Consider the following 14,379-nt stretch of genomic DNA (forward strand, 5'->3'; position numbering starts at 1 on the left):
CCACCATGAGTTCCACCGAACCCCGCGGCCCCGTCGACTCCTCCCGCGTCCCGCGCTACGCCGGGCCCGCCACCTTCGCCCGGCTGCCCCGGCTGGACGAGGTCGGCCGCGCCGACATCGCCGTCGTCGGCGTCCCGTTCGACTCCGGCGTCTCCTACCGCCCCGGCGCCCGCTTCGGCGGCAACGCCATCCGCGAGGCGAGCCGGCTGCTGCGCCCCTACAACCCGGCACAGGACGCCTCCCCGTTCGCCCTCGCCCAGGTGGCCGACGCCGGGGACATCGCCGCCAACCCGTTCAACATCAACGAGGCGGTCGAGACCGTCGAGGCCGCCGCCGACGAGCTGCTCGCCACCGGCGCCCGCCTGCTCACCCTCGGCGGCGACCACACCATCGCGCTGCCGCTGCTGCGCTCGGTCGCCAAGAAGCACGGCCCGGTCGCCCTGTTGCACTTCGACGCCCATCTCGACACCTGGGACACCTACTTCGGCGCCGAGTACACCCACGGCACCCCGTTCCGCCGCGCCGTCGAGGAGGGCATCCTCGACACCTCCGCCCTCTCCCACGTCGGCACCCGCGGCCCGCTCTACGGCAAGCAGGACCTCACCGAGGACGAGAAGCTGGGCTTCGGCATCGTCACCTCGGCCGACGTCATGCGCCGTGGCGTGGACGAGATCGCCCAGCAGCTGCGCGAGCGGATCGGCGACCGCCCGCTGTACGTCTCCATCGACATCGACGTGCTCGACCCGGCCCACGCGCCCGGCACCGGCACCCCCGAGGCGGGCGGCCTGACCTCCCGCGAGCTGCTGGAGATCCTGCGCGGACTCGCGGGCTGCCGGCTCGTCTCCGCCGACGTGGTCGAGGTCGCCCCGGCGTACGACCACGCCGAGATCACCGCGGTGGCCGCCTCCCACACGGCCTACGAGCTCGTCACCCTGATGGCCCGGCAGGTGGCCGAGTGACGCTCGTGCGCAACGGCGGCGACCTCGTCGTCGAGTCCCTCTCCGCGCTGGGCGCCCAGACCGTCTTCGGCCTCCCCGGCCAGCACGCCCTCGGCCTCTTCGACGCGCTACGCCGCTCCTCCCTGCGCTACGTCGGGCTGCGGGTGGAGAACAACGCGGGCTTCGCCGCCGACGGGTACGCCCGGACGGCGGGCACCGTCGCTCCGCTGTTCCTCTCCACCGGCCCCGGCGCGCTCACCTCGCTGGCCGCACTGCAGGAGGCGGCCGCCGCGTCCGTCCCGGTGCTGGCCGTCTCCAGCCAGATCCCCTCGGCCGGGCTCGGCGGCCGCCGCCGCGGCTACCTGCACGAACTGGTCGACCAGCAGGCGAGTTTCCGCGACATCGTGAAGTCGGTGCACACCGCCCGCTCCGCCTCCCAGATCCCGTCCGCAATGGCTGCGGCCTGGGAGTCGGCGCTCACCGCGCCGTTCGGGCCGGTCTGGGTGGAGATCCCGCAGGATGTCCTGCTCGCGCCGACCACCGTCCCGCGGGTGACCGGGGTGCGGGCCGAGCCGCGTCCGCTCGTGCCGCGGCCCGAGCTGGTCGCGGAGGCCGCGGTGCTGCTCGCCGAGGCCGAGCGGCCGGTGATCCTGGCCGGCGGTGGAGTCGTCCGAGCGGGGGCGACGGATGAACTGCTGCGGCTGGCAGAGCTGTTGCGGGCTCCGGTGGCGAGCACCTTCGGCGCGAAGGGCGCGTTCCCCTGGGAGCACCCGCTCTCGCTGCAGTCCTGGCTGGAGGACCGGCACACCACCGATCTCCTGGAGGACGCCGACGTCCTGCTGGTGGTCGGCTCCGGGCTCGGCGAACTCTCCAGCAACTACCACACCTTCGCCCCGCGCGGCCGGCTGATCCAGATCGAGGCCGACCTGGGAAAGCTGGAGTCCAACCACCCCGCCTTCGGCATCCACGCCGATGCCCGGCTCGCCCTGGCGGCCCTGCACAACGCGATCCCGGCCAGGGAGGCGGACGGGCGGGCCGAGCAGGTCGTGACCGATCTGCTCAAGCGGGTGCAGGCCCGACTCGACTCCCAGGGACTGGAGTTGGAGCGTGAGCTGCTGGCCTCGGTGCGGCGGGCACTCCCCGACGACGCCCCGGTCTTCTTCGACATGACCATCCTCGGCTACTGGGCCTGGTCGGCCTTCGACGCCCGCCGGCCGAACGCGATGCACTCGGCGCAGGGCGCCGGAGGCCTCGGTTACGGCTTCCCGGCCGCCCTCGGCGCGGCAGCGGCCCGGCGCGGCGAGCCGGTGCTGGCGGTGTCGGGCGACGGCGGGGCGATGTACTCGATCGCCGAGCTGGCCACGGCCCGCCAACTCGGCCTGGACGTCACCTGGTTGATCGTCGACGACGGGGGCTACGGCATCCTGCGCGAGTACATGTCGGACACCTTCGGCCAGGCGACGGCGACCGAGCTCGCCCGCCCGGACTTCGTCCGCCTGGCCGAGTCCTTCGGCGTCTCGGCGACCGAGACCACCCCGGAGGACCTGGAGCGCGACCTCGCCAAGGCCCTCGCCGAACCGGGGCCGTCGGTGGTCGTCCTCCCCGCCGTGCTGCGGATGTTCGAACCGACCCACCTGGGCTGACCGCCCACTGCCGCGCTGACGGGCCCCACCGTCAGCGCGGCACCATGGCCACCAGCTCCGCCATCCGCGCGTTGGCCGCCTTGAAGGACCGGGCGGACTCGCTCATGAGGCTGTCGTCGAACGGATCGGCTGCCTTCGCGCACAGCTCGGCGCCGCGCTCGACGCTGTCGAGCAGGCCCGTCCAGGCCTCCGCCGACGTGGCTTCGGGTGGCGCCGGAAAGGCCCGAGCGTCGCGCACCGACGAGGCGAGCTGCGTACACCGGTCCTGGGCCATGGCCGGGTCGAAGGGCTGGAACGCCTCGAACATCCACCCCATGCGCCGCTGAACGCCCAGGATCCGGTCCCAGCCTCCTCCCACGTACCAGATGGCGCGCACCGCTTCGCCGCGGTTCGGAGGCGGTGCGCTCCGCCCCGCTTCGTCGACCTTGAGCACGTCCCGGGTGGCCGCCGGCGGGAACGCCACCGAAGCCACACAGGCGGCCACGATCGCGACCGCCACGACCCGCACCGTGCGGCCACCGGCCGCGACCCGGTGGTCGGGGACGGCGGCCAGGCCTTCGGTACGCTCACGCAGCAGCCGGAGGCCGCCGCCGAGCGCCGCCCCGACGAGTGCCGCGACCGTGCCGAGGATCGGTACGACCTGCAGCGGCCGGGCCGCCAGCGCGTCGTCCATCGTGCGGGTGCACGTCGTCCGGGCCAGTGCCCCGACCAGGCCGCAGCCGTCGGCCAGGTGCAGCCCCACCAGACCGGCAGCACCTACCGCTCCGGTGACCGTGCAGGCCAGCAGCGTTGAGGGCAGACCGAAGCGTCGGCGCGCGAGCAGCACCGACAGCACCAGTTGGACGGCGGCGATACCCACGATCTCCCAGGAGGAGAAGACCACCGCGAAGGCGTCCCCCGCCCTCACTCCGGCCGCGACCGACCGGTGGGCGGCCGCGCGCAGCGCCACGTCCAGGACGGCCCAGGCCGCCCCGGCGCCCAGGCCCGCGAGCAGCGCGGCCCGGACCCGCGGCATCGGTATTCCCCCGAGCAACAGCGGCACCAGCCACAGGGCTGCCAGGGCCGCGACCATCAGCACCCGGTCGCTGTCCTCGATGAAGGCGAACACCACGGCATGGACGGCCCCGGAGTCCCACGTCGTCCATCCCACCTCCGCCGCATAGCGGCGCAGCTGGGCGGACTCGGGGGCGAGCAGGTAGCGGAGCACTCCGTCCGCACCGTCCTCCTCCGTCCAGCGGCCCAGCAGGACGTAGCAGAGCAGCAGGAGTGCCGCTGCCGCGAGCAGGCCGTGCCGGGACCGCCTCCGGGAGCCGAGCAGCCCGGCCAGGTACCCGGCCCAGCAGGACACGGCGGTCGCGCAGCCGAGCAGCAGAAGTGCGTCCGCGGCCCCGATCCAGGTGACCGGCAGCGAGCGCTCACGGCCGGCGGCGGCGACGTCGAGGAACCGCCCGGCCACCAGGCCGAGGCCGAGGGCGAGCCCCGACAGGGCGGCGGCGCCGCGTGCCCGGCCGCCCGCGCGCCGGAACTCGGCGTACCGCAGGCCCGACACCCCCAACAGCGCGGCCACGGCCGAGCTCCACGCGATCCGCAGGACCATGTGCCAGCTGTTCTCCGCGTTGGCCACACCCGCCGTCACCAGGGTCTGCCACAGGTGGTTCCAGGTGATCTGCACGGCGATGCCCGCGGCCAGCATCTCTCCGACGCCGGGGCGCAGCAGCGAGTGCGGCCGCTGCAGCGCAGCCGTCCGGGCGGCCCTGCCGGGGTGGTTGGCCCACCAGGTGTGCCATCGCCAGAACCGGGGACGGGCCTGGTCGGTGAAGCCCCGGTAGGGGTCGGCGGTGCCCGTCCACAATGCCACCCGGGCGTCCGCGTACAGCTCACGGGCTCGGAGCACCGAGGCCCGGGAGGCGTAGACGAGCATCACCAGCGCCACGATCCGCCAAGCGGTGTTCGCGTTGAAGGCCAGCGTGTAGTGGGACCACCGGGGCAGCGTGAGCGGAGTGGCGGTGACCAGCATCGGGTCGACGATCGTGAGCGCGAACGGCACCAGCGTGACGACGAGGAAGGCGCGCCAGACGGCGAGGGTGGCGTGGGTGACCGTCACATCCCGGTTCCTGAGGTGCGCGAGCTCGTGGAGCACGACGGCCCGGAAGGCCTCGGGGTCGCGTCCGCGCAGGGCGAGCAGGCCCGCGTCCAGGCAGACGAGGCGGCGACGGCGGTGGCCGAACGCCACTCCCCCGGTGCGATGGCCGAGCGGGTCGGTCAGGAACGTCGGCGGGTCGGTCAGTTCCGCGCGGCGGACCAGGGCCGCCAGTTCCTCGGCGAGTGCGGCGTCGGCGTTCAGGTCCAGCGGGGCGAGCCGGCGGCGGCGCACCCGCCAGGTGGGCTGGACCCGGTGGAGGACCGCCGCGAGCAGGAGCAGCAGGAGGACCGCGACGAGCACCCAGGTCAGGACCGGCACGGTCTGGTGCCGCATGCAGCCCCAGTAGGTCTGCCACTTCCCCTCGTCCGGATCCGACCACCCGTCCCTGAGGAGGTACAGGCCGCTCCTCACCTGGCAGCGCGCCGAGGGGTCGGAGGTGCCCTGGCGGTGCAGCATGAGCCCGGCGAAGTTGGTGTGGACCAGCGCGGTCGTGCCGAGGGCGAGCCCGATCAGCGTGGCGAAGCGCAGCCGAGTGCCGGAGGGGGTGGAGAACAGCCGGGCGCCACCGCGTAATGGCCCGCCGTCACCGGCGAGGGTCTGCTCGGACACGGCTACTCGCCCCCGTCCAGGCTCGCCACGAGCGCGACCACCAGCAGGTCGACCTGCCCTTCCGACAGGCCCAGTGCCCGCGCTCGTGCCGTGGCCACCTCCCTGACCTTCTCCAACTGCCGCTGGTCGAACGGCGGAACCGCGTTGTCCGGCCCGGCCTCGTCCGCCGGCCGCCGGCGGATCCGGCGCCAGAGCTTCCCGAGCCCCTGCTCCCCGCGCCGGGACAGCTCCTCACCCGCCCGGTTCAGCAGATGCGTGTACACGCTGGACAGCACGGCCAGCGCCACCGGGGAGACCAGCGTCACCATGGCGTCGAGGCCGGACCCGAGCACCTCGTCGGACCGCCGCCTGCCCGCGATCACCTTGCCCGGGTCACGCCGGTACGCCTCGGCGACGGCGCCGAAGGCCGCCAGCTCCTCCGGCGCCACGGCCGCCACCACCCGCCGGGCGTGCGCGGTGACGAAGTCGTGCTCCCTGCGCGTCCCCATCTGCCCCCCTTGGCTTGTTGACGTTACGTCAGATGACGTTCTATCAACTTCCACCGACAGGAGGACAGCCCCTCGTCGTGCGGAGGCGGCGCACCACGGCCCCCGTCGGGAACCGTCGCGCGCCACACCCGTCACTGCAGCGTCACTGAGGAGTCACGTACGCGCCGGAGATGCCGCCGTCCACCAGGAAGGTGTTCGCGGTCATGAAGGAGGAGTCGTCACTGGCCAGGAAGGCGACGGCGGCGGCGATCTCCTCCGGCTCGGCGAACCGGCCGAGGGGGATGTGCACCAGGCGGCGGGCGGCCCGCTCCGGGTCCTTCGCGAACAGCTCCTGCAGCAGAGGGGTGTTGACCGGCCCCGGGCAGAGCGCGTTGACCCGGATGCCCTCCCGGGCGAACTGCACACCCAGCTCGCGCGACATCGCGAGCACGCCGCCCTTGGAGGCGCTGTAGGAGATCTGCGAGGTGGCCGCGCCCATCACCGCGACGAAGGAGGCGGTGTTGATGATCGAGCCCTTGCCCTGCCGCTGCATGTGCGGGATGGCGTACTTGCAGCAGAGGTAGACGCTGGTCAGGTTGACGTCCTGGACGCGCTTCCAGGCGTCGAGCCCGGTGGTCAGGATCGAGTCGTCGTCCGGCGGCGAGATGCCCGCGTTGTTGAAGGCGATGTCCAGTCGCCCGTACTCGGCCACCGCGGTCTCGTACATCGCGCGGACGGCGTCCTCGTCGGTCACGTCCGCCTGGACGAAGAGTCCGCCGACCTCCACGGCGGCGGCCTTGCCCGACACCTCGTCGAGGTCGACGCAGACCACCTTCGCACCCTCGGCGGCGAACCGGCGGGCGGTGGCGAGCCCGATGCCGCTGCCCGCACCGGTGATGACGGCCACGCGGCCGTCGAGACGGTTGGTCATCTGCTACTCCTCGGTCGAGATGAAGACGTTCTTGGTTTCGGTGAAGGCGTTGAGGGCGTCGGGGCCGAGTTCGCGGCCCAGGCCGGACTGCTTGAAGCCGCCGAACGGGGTCGAGTACCGCACCGAGGAATGGGAGTTGACGGACAGGTTGCCCGCCTCCACCCCCCGCGCGACGCGCAGCGCCCGGCCCAGGTCGCGGGTCCAGATCGAGCCCGAGAGGCCGTACTCTGTGCGGTTGGCGATCCGCAGGGCGTCCTCCTCGTCGCGGAACGGGACAACGGCGACGACCGGCCCGAAGATCTCCTCGGTGAAGGCCGGCGAGCTCTGGTCGACGGGCGCCAGCACGGTCGGCGGGAACCAGAAGCCCCTGCCCTCGGGCACCAGTCCCTGCACGGCGACCTGCTCGGGTACGTAGGATGCGACCCGCTCCCGCTGCGCAGCCGAGATCAGCGGACCCATCTCGGTCTTCTCGTCCCGGGGGTCGCCCACCCGCACACCCAGGACGGCGGGCTCCAGCAGGGCCATGAACTCGTCGAACACGCTCTCCTGCACCAGGATCCGGGAGCGCGCGCAGCAGTCCTGCCCCGCGTTGTCGAAGACCGCGTACGGCGCGGTGGCCGCGGCCTTCATCAGGTCGGCGTCGGCGAAGACGATGTTGGCGCTCTTGCCGCCCAGTTCCAGGGTGACCGGCTTGACCTGCGCGGCGCACCCGGCCGCGACGGCCTTGCCGACCCGGGTGGAGCCGGTGAACACCACCTTCCGCACGTCGGGGTGGGTCACGAAGCGTTCGCCGACCACCGGTCCGCGCCCGGGCAGCACCTGGAACACGCCCTCGGGGATGCCGGCCTGAAGGGCCAGCTCGGCGAGCCGCAGGGCGGTCAGCGGCGTCAGCTCGGCGGGCTTGAGGACGACGGTGTTACCGGCCGCCAGGGCCGGGGCGAATCCCCAGGCGGCGATCGGCATCGGGAAGTTCCACGGGACGATGATGCCCACGACGCCGAGCGGTTCCTGGAAGGTGACGTCGATCCCGCCGGCGACCGGGATCTGCCGGCCGAAGAGCCGCTCGGGCGCCGCCGCGTAGTACTCGATGACGTCGCGGGCGTTGCCCGCCTCCCAGCGGGCGTTGCCCACCGTGTGGCCCGCGTTGGCGACTTCGAGCTGGGCCAGGTTCTCGCGGTCGGCGTCCACCGCCGCCGCGAAGGCCCGCAGCAGCCTGGCCCGGTCGGCGGGGGCGACCCGCCGCCAGCTGTCGAACGCGGCCCTGGCCCGGGCGATGGCGGCGTCCGTCTCGGCCGGGCCGGCCATCGCCACCGTCTCGATCACCTCCTCCGTGGCCGGGTTGACCACCTCGAAGAGGTCGGGCTCCGTACTGGTCATTTGGCTGTCTCCCTGACGAAGGCTTCGAAGAGGCGGGTGTCCGCCGGGTCGGCTTCGGGGTGCCACTGCACGGCGAGCGCGAAGCGGCGGTCGGGCAGTTCGACGGCCTCGACCGTCTCGTCCGCGCTCCAGGCCGTCGCGCGGAGCCCGGTGCCGAGCCGGCCGACCGCCTGGTGGTGGTAGCACGGCACCTTCGCCGTGCGCCCGAGGATCTCGCCCGTCCGGCTGCCGGGGCTGATCACCACGGCCTGGCGGTTGTAGGTGGCGGGGGCGATCTGGTGTCCGGCCTCCTCGGGAAGGTGCTGCACCAGGTCCCCGCCGAGGGCGACGTTGAGCAGCTGCATACCCCGGCAGATGCCGAGTACCGGCAGGTCGCGCTCGAGCGCGCCGTGCAGCAGCCCGAACTCCCAGGCGTCGCGCACCGGGTGAGGCTCGCCGGTGCGGGGGTGCGCGGCGGCGCCGTAGCGCACGGGGTCGATGTCGGGGCCCCCGGCGAGCACCAGCCCGTCGAGCCGGCCCAGCAGTCGCCCGCTGCCGCCGGTCTGCGGCGGCAGCAGGACGGGCGTCCCGCCGGCCCGGTCGACCGCGTCCACGTACAGCTGCGGGAGGAGTGCCGCCGGCTGCTGCCAGACGCCCCAGGCGGCCTCGTCGAGGTAGCTGGTGATCCCGACCAGCGGGCGTTCCGTCACAGTCGCTCGAATCCGCGGCGCCGCTCCCAGTCGGTCACCGCTGCGTCGAAGGCGGCCAGTTCGACCCGGCCGGCGTGGGTGTAGTGGCGGACCACGTCCTTGCCGAAGGCCAGCGCCGCCGCCTCGCTGTGCTCGAAGGCGTCGACCGCGTCCCGCAGCGTGGCGGGGACGCGAGGGGCGTCGGAGGCGTACGCGTTGCCGGTGAACTCGGGCTCCAGCTCGAGTTGCTGCTCGACCCCGTACAGTCCGGCCGCGATCAGTGCGGCGACGGCGAGATACGGGTTGACGTCACCGCCGGGTACCCGGTTCTCGAAGCGCAGCGACTGGCCGTGCCCGACGACCCGCAGGGCGCAGGTGCGGTTGTCGCGGCCCCAGGCGATCGCGGTGGGCGCGAAGCTGCCCGGGACGTACCGCTTGTAGGAGTTGACGGTGGGCGCGAGCAGCAGCGCGAAGTCGGCGAGGCAGGCGAGCTGTCCGGCCAGGAAGTGCTCCATCACCTTGGAGAAGCCGTGCGCGCCGTCGCCCGCCATGACGGGTGCGCCGTCGGCGTCGCGCAGACTCAGGTGGATGTGGCAGGAGTTGCCCTCGCGCTCGTTGTACTTGGCCATGAAGGTGAGGCTGCAGCCCTCCTGGGCGGCGATCTCCTTGGCGCCGGTCTTGTACACCGAGTGGTCGTCGCAGGTGGCAAGCGCCTCACCGTACTTGAAGGCGATCTCGTGCTGGCCGAGGTTGCACTCGCCCTTGGCCGACTCGACGGTGAGCCCGGCACCGGCCATCTCGTTGCGCAGGCGGCGCAGCAGCGGTTCGATGCGCGAGGTACCGAGGATGGAGTAGTCGACGTTGTACTGGTTGACCGGGGTCAGCTTGGCGTAGTCCTTGTCCCAGGCCTGCTCGTAGGTGTCCCGGAAGACGATGAACTCCAGCTCGGTGCCGGCGTACGCGCGCCAGCCGTACGCCGCGAGGCGCTCGAGCTGGCGGCGCAGCACCTGCCGGGGCGAGACGGCGACGGGGGTGCCGTCGTGGTGGTGGACGTCGCACTGGACCATCACGGTGGCCGGGTGCCAGGGGATCGTCCGCAGGGTGGCGAAGTCGGGCGTGAGGACGAAGTCGCCGTAGCCGCTCTCCCAGGAGGAGATCTCGTACCCGTCCACGGTGTTCATGTCGATGTCGACGGCCAGCAGGTAGCCGCAGCCCTCGGCGGCGTTCGCGACGACGTCGGAGAGGAAGAACTCGGCGGCGATCCGCTTGCCCTGCAGGCGGCCCTGCATGTCGGTCATGGCGAGCACGACGGTGTCGACGGCGCCTTCGGCGACGAGTTCTCGTAGTCGGTCCAGGGTGAGGCGGGGGCTGCTCATGACTTCTCCAGTTCTCGTTCGAGGGCGGCGAGTTCCTCCGGCGAGCCCTGGACCTTGGGGCCGGTGAACCAGTGCCGGGCCGAGGCCAGCCACCACACTCCGGCGAAGCCGAGGACGGCCGCGACGGCGACGGGGGTGTAGTTGAAGTTGGCGGCGGTGATCGGGTTGAGGGTCGGCAGCATGAACAGCACGGTGATCACCACGGTCCAGCCGACCGCCACCGTACCGATCGGCTTGCTCCAGCGTCCCAGATGCCAGGGTCCTCGCTGGAAGGCGTCACCCTGACGGAGTCTCAGGAACACCGGGATGACGTAGGCGATGTAGAGGCCGATCACGGAGACGGAGGTGACGGCCGCGTACGCGGTGGCGTTCCAGAGGTCCTGGGCGCCGAGCAGGAAGGCACCGCCGGTGGCGAGCCAGACGGCGGCGGTGGGTGTCTGGGTACGCGGGTTGATGCGGTGCCAGATCCGCGAGCCCGGAAGTGCGCCGTCGCGGGAGAAGGCGTAGATCATCCGGGAGTTGGCGGTCACCGAGGCCATGCCGCAGAAGAACTGGGCGCCGATGACGATCAGCAGGAGCAGCTTCGCCCCGCTCGCGCCGATGGCGTCGAGGAAGATCTGGGCGGGCGGCACCCCGGTGGAGCTGGCGAGCGCGCCGTCGTAGTCCTGGATGGCGAAGGTGATGCCGAGCAGGAGCACCCAGCCGGCGACCAGCGAGACCAGGACGGAGTTGACGATGCCGCGCGGGCCGGAGCGGGCGGCGTCGTGGGTCTCCTCGGTCATGTGGGCGGAGGCGTCGTAGCCGGTGAGGGTGTACTGGGCGAGCAGCAGGCCGAGCATCGCGACGTAGAACGAGCTGTGGAAGCCGGTGTTGTTGACGAACTTGGTGAACACGAAGGAGGCGGAGGCGTGGTGGGCCGGCAGCAGGACGAGCGCGCCGACGATGACCAGCACGCCGGCCAGGTGCCACCACACGCTGACGTTGTTGAGGATCGCCACCAGCCGTACGCCCCGGGTGTTGAGCAGCCCGTGGGCGAGCAGGATCACCGCGAAGATCTCGACGGTGTGGGCCGGGGTGGCCGCGAAGCCCCACTGCAGTTCCAGGAAGGCGTTGGCGAAGAACGCGGCACCGAAGTCGACTCCGGCGGTGACGGCGACCTGGCCCATGAAGTTGAAGTACCCGGTGAACCAGGCCCATGCGGCGCCGCGCGAGGGGGCTAGCTTGGCCGCCCAGTAGTACAGGCCGCCGGCGGTCGGGTAGCTGGAGCAGATCTCGGCCATCGCGAGGGCGACGCAGAGGGTCATCAGGCCGACCAGCGGCCAGCCCCAGGTGATCATCGCGGGGCCGCCGGTGTTCATGCCGAAGCCGTAGAGGGTAAGGCAGCCGGAGAGGATGGAGACGATCGAGAAGGAGACGGCGAAGTTGGAGAAGCCCGACATCGAGCGGGCGAGCTCCTGGGTGTAGCCGAGTTCGTGCAGCCGCTGTTCGTCGGACGAAACGGCTGGTGCATCTGCCGGCAACATGGTCGCGGCAGCGTGGTCGACGGGTGAGTTCACGGGTGAGTTCTCGGAGGACATGCGCACCCCTGGGGGTTCGGTGGGGGATCCGAAACGTGCGCCCACAGCACTGTGGTCGATCAATGGACCGGAAACAGACCATTGACGTAGTGCGCATGCTTCACCCCGGACGGCCTTCACGTCAAGAGGGTCTGTCCGGGCCGCTACCTCGGTACGATTCCCGAGTGGACGAGGCAGACGGGCGCGACACGCGGATGGACTGGCAGGGCGGCGCGATCTTCCGCCCCGTCCGGACGGGCAACGCGTTCGAGGAGACGGTCGAGCGGATCCTGGAGGCGATCAAGCTCGGTGTCTTCGGCTACGGCGACCGGCTGCCCGCCGAGCGCGACCTCGCCGCCCGGCTCAACATCAGCCGGGAGACCCTGCGCGAGGCGATCCGCTCGCTGCAGCAGGCCGGGTGCGTCGAGTCCCGCCGAGGCCGCTACGGCGGCACCTTCGTCACGTACCGGCTCCCCCCGCCCGACCTCGGCGAGCTGCGCCGCGCCGTCCAGGACATGGGCACCGAGCTGGAGGACGCGCTGACGTACCGGCTGGTGCTGGAGACCGGCGCCTCCGAGCAGGCCGCGCGCCGGCAGCTGACCGACGAGCAGCGCGGCTACCTGCAGGAACGTCTCACCGAGCTGGAGGACGCCTCGCCGGAGGCGTACCGGCAGCTGGACTCGCGCTTCCACCTGGCGATCGCCGAACTGACCGGGTCGCACTCGCTGGCCTCCGGCATCGCGGAGAGCCGGATGCGCCTCAACGACCTGCTGAACGCCATCCCCATGCTGGAGCGCAACATCGACCACGCCTCGGAGCAGCACCGGGCGATGGCGCAGGCGATCCTGACCGGTGACGTGGAGGGCGCGCGCCGGGCGACCGAGGAGCACCTGGAGGCGACGGCCGCCCTGCTTCGGGGCTTCCTCGGCTGAGGTTTCCCGGCGCCCCCTCGAATGATCAGCTGGACTGCCTCGGGCGGTTTCAGCCCTGCGGGGTCGAGTCGGGGTGGGTGACGCTCTCGGCGATGGCCCGCCAGACCTCGGCGGCCAGTTCGGGCATGCCGTTCGCCTGGACCTCGGCCGCGAGGGCGGACAGGCGCTGGACGGCGCTCCCGTCGCCCGACCGGGCGGCCACCCGGGACTCCAGGACCTTCAGCAGCACCTGGTCGCGGAAGGAGAGCAGTTCCATGGACTCTGCGGTCTGCCTGCAGAGCTCCCCGGCGTCCTCGATCCGGTCCTGATGGAAGGCCAGCTGGGCCTGGAGGAAGATGAATTCCGCGCGATGACGGCTGGTGCCGACCAGGTTGAGCGCAGGCGCCAGTGCCTCCAGCAGGAACTGCGCGTCCTCTGCCCGGGGCGGCAGCGCCTGGAGCGAGAGCGAGGCCCCGGCCAGCCGGAGTCGCATCCAGAGGGTCATGTCCTCGCGGCTGTCGAGCACACGCATGGCCTGGCCGAGCAGGGACTTGGCCTGGGTGAACTTGCCCTGGCGGGTGGCGACGGTGGCCGCCGTCCAGTACGCCTCGGCGGCGACCGGGCCCTGGATGCCGTCGAGCAACTCGCAGACCTCGTCGCTCAGTCGGGCTGCCTCGGCGATGTCGCCGAGCTCGGCCTCGGCCGAGATGAGCAGGAGCTTGCCGCGGATCAGGTCGGGCGTGGAGACCCGGATGCTGTGTCGGTTGCCGAGCTCCAGGGCCTCCCGCGCGGCCTGCCGGGTGTCAGCTGCGTTGCCGAGGTGTCGGCAACAGCGGGCCAGCCGGAGCCGGGCATGGATCTGCAGTGCGGGTCGGTTCAACTCGTTGGCCAGCGCGCTGAGTTCGAGCAGGATCTCGTGCTCCCGCTGATAGTCAGCGAGCGAGTTGTGCAGGCGGGCCAGCTCGGAGAGCGCGAGCCAGCGGGTGAGGGGCTCCGGGTCGGTGGCGGTGGCCAGGGCGGACGCCAGGGTGTCGCGTGCGTCCGCGTTGCCGTCGGAGTCGGAGAGGGTGAAGACGGTGGCGAGCACTTCCGCCAGGTCCAGCTCGGCCGGTTCGTCGAACGCCGTGACCGGCATGCCGAGACGGCTCGCGAGGTAGCTGACGGCGCGGTCGGTCGGGGGGCGTGCCCCGGACTCCAGCCGCGACAGATAGGCGGACGACATGCCGGGGCCGGTCAGGTCGGCCTGCGACTTGCCCCGCTGCAACCTCAGTTGGCGCAGACGCCGACCGAACTCAGGCTGATCCAACACTGCCACAACCGCCCTGTGGAGACGTCTCCTCGGCCCGGCTGGAACGAGGAACTCCCGGCGCCCGGCCCTGGGATCGGGCCGGGCGCCGGGAGCACGGGATGTGAAAGATCCGTGTGACGCCAGTCTAGCACGTGGTTGGCAATGGTTGACAACCTTTGGCAAGAGCCCCGGTCGCAATGGGGCACTGTCGCCTTACGGCCAGTCGATGCTCCCCAGCATGGCGGCGGGGGCGTCGGCTGCGTACGGGGCGCCGGCTCCGGCGGCCGAGGCCGCAGGGGCGGCGAACAGTGCGGCGACGAGCGAGAGGGTGGCGGCGGCGATGACCGCGACCAGGGTCTTCTTCATGCGAGGGTCCTTTGTGGGGCAGGGTGGAAATCGCCTTCCACCCCTGCGGCAAGCTGCCCGGGGCGTTCGGCTCAGGAGAGAACGTAGTCGCAGGTCAGCGCGTTGG

At 72.1% G+C, this 14,379-nt stretch carries 12 protein-coding genes; 3 read left to right on the forward strand and 9 right to left on the reverse strand.

Annotated elements, in window-relative coordinates; genetic code table 11:
- The first annotated feature begins 5 nt into the window (after positions 1-5).
- Together speB and FB465_RS01235 are read left to right on the forward strand one after the other, a co-directional pair.
- On the forward strand, positions 6-959 hold the full coding sequence (speB, locus tag FB465_RS01230; RefSeq protein ID WP_145786777.1) for an agmatinase: 954 nt from the start codon (positions 6-8) through the stop codon (positions 957-959).
- Positions 956-2,581: a thiamine pyrophosphate-binding protein gene (locus FB465_RS01235; protein ID WP_145786779.1), complete on the forward strand. Its 1,626-nt coding sequence runs from the start codon at positions 956-958 to the stop codon at positions 2,579-2,581. The genes speB and FB465_RS01235 overlap by 4 nt, the downstream gene beginning before the upstream one ends.
- Positions 2,582-2,612: 31 nt before the next feature.
- Here the strand turns inward: FB465_RS01235 and FB465_RS01240 are convergent, their stop codons facing one another.
- The 7 genes from FB465_RS01240 to FB465_RS01270 form a co-directional block, all read right to left on the reverse strand.
- Complete coding sequence (locus FB465_RS01240) at positions 2,613-5,333, reverse strand: M48 family metalloprotease (RefSeq protein ID WP_145786781.1); 2,721 nt, start codon at positions 5,331-5,333, stop codon at positions 2,613-2,615.
- Between the two features lie 2 nt (positions 5,334-5,335).
- Positions 5,336-5,821, reverse strand: a complete 486-nt coding sequence (locus FB465_RS01245; RefSeq protein ID WP_145786783.1) for a hypothetical protein — start codon at positions 5,819-5,821, stop codon at positions 5,336-5,338.
- A 142-nt stretch (positions 5,822-5,963) separates the two neighbouring features.
- Complete coding sequence (locus FB465_RS36195) at positions 5,964-6,731, reverse strand: 3-oxoacyl-ACP reductase (protein WP_145786785.1); 768 nt, start codon at positions 6,729-6,731, stop codon at positions 5,964-5,966.
- A gap of 3 nt (positions 6,732-6,734) precedes the next feature.
- Positions 6,735-8,108 (reverse strand): aldehyde dehydrogenase family protein, encoded by a 1,374-nt coding sequence (locus tag FB465_RS36200; RefSeq protein ID WP_145786787.1) that lies wholly within the window; start codon positions 8,106-8,108, stop codon positions 6,735-6,737.
- Positions 8,105-8,797 (reverse strand): gamma-glutamyl-gamma-aminobutyrate hydrolase family protein, encoded by a 693-nt coding sequence (locus FB465_RS01260; protein ID WP_211785693.1) that lies wholly within the window; start codon positions 8,795-8,797, stop codon positions 8,105-8,107. The genes FB465_RS36200 and FB465_RS01260 overlap by 4 nt, the downstream gene beginning before the upstream one ends.
- Complete coding sequence (locus tag FB465_RS01265; RefSeq protein ID WP_145786791.1) at positions 8,794-10,152, reverse strand: glutamine synthetase family protein; 1,359 nt, start codon at positions 10,150-10,152, stop codon at positions 8,794-8,796. Before FB465_RS01265 ends, FB465_RS01260 begins: the two co-directional genes overlap by 4 nt.
- Positions 10,149-11,675 (reverse strand): amino acid permease, encoded by a 1,527-nt coding sequence (locus FB465_RS01270; RefSeq protein WP_170290454.1) that lies wholly within the window; start codon positions 11,673-11,675, stop codon positions 10,149-10,151. Before FB465_RS01270 ends, FB465_RS01265 begins: the two co-directional genes overlap by 4 nt.
- Positions 11,676-11,893: 218 nt before the next feature.
- Between FB465_RS01270 and FB465_RS01275 the strand changes: the two genes are divergently transcribed.
- The gene (locus tag FB465_RS01275; RefSeq protein WP_246192435.1) at positions 11,894-12,640 is read left to right on the forward strand and encodes a FadR/GntR family transcriptional regulator; all 747 of its coding nucleotides are present in this window, start codon (positions 11,894-11,896) and stop codon (positions 12,638-12,640) included.
- Positions 12,641-12,689: 49 nt separating this feature from the next.
- Here FB465_RS01275 and FB465_RS01280 read toward each other — a convergent pair whose 3' ends face one another.
- Together FB465_RS01280 and FB465_RS35500 are read right to left on the reverse strand one after the other, a co-directional pair.
- Positions 12,690-13,928: a helix-turn-helix domain-containing protein gene (locus tag FB465_RS01280; RefSeq protein WP_170290455.1), complete on the reverse strand. Its 1,239-nt coding sequence runs from the start codon at positions 13,926-13,928 to the stop codon at positions 12,690-12,692.
- Between the two features lie 192 nt (positions 13,929-14,120).
- Entirely contained in the window at positions 14,121-14,273 is a 153-nt protein-coding gene (locus tag FB465_RS35500; protein WP_170290456.1) for a hypothetical protein, read from the reverse strand.
- Positions 14,274-14,379 lie beyond the last annotated feature (106 nt).

It is taken from the genome of Kitasatospora atroaurantiaca, assembly GCF_007828955.1.
Lineage (GTDB): Bacteria > Actinomycetota > Actinomycetes > Streptomycetales > Streptomycetaceae > Kitasatospora > Kitasatospora atroaurantiaca.

Excerpts from the sequence above, each read along its gene's own strand:
- speB (WP_145786777.1), top strand. The coding sequence starts at position 6 with ATGAGTTCCACCGAACCCCGCGGCCCCGTCGACTCCTCCCGCGTCCCG.
- FB465_RS01245 (WP_145786783.1), bottom strand. The coding sequence starts at position 5,821 with ATGGGGACGCGCAGGGAGCACGACTTCGTCACCGCGCACGCCCGGCGG.
- FB465_RS36195 (WP_145786785.1), bottom strand. The coding sequence starts at position 6,731 with ATGACCAACCGTCTCGACGGCCGCGTGGCCGTCATCACCGGTGCGGGC.
- FB465_RS36200 (WP_145786787.1), bottom strand. The coding sequence starts at position 8,108 with ATGACCAGTACGGAGCCCGACCTCTTCGAGGTGGTCAACCCGGCCACG.
- FB465_RS01265 (WP_145786791.1), bottom strand. The coding sequence starts at position 10,152 with ATGAGCAGCCCCCGCCTCACCCTGGACCGACTACGAGAACTCGTCGCC.
- FB465_RS01270 (WP_170290454.1), bottom strand. The coding sequence starts at position 11,675 with ATGTTGCCGGCAGATGCACCAGCCGTTTCGTCCGACGAACAGCGGCTG.
- FB465_RS35500 (WP_170290456.1), bottom strand. The coding sequence starts at position 14,273 with ATGAAGAAGACCCTGGTCGCGGTCATCGCCGCCGCCACCCTCTCGCTC.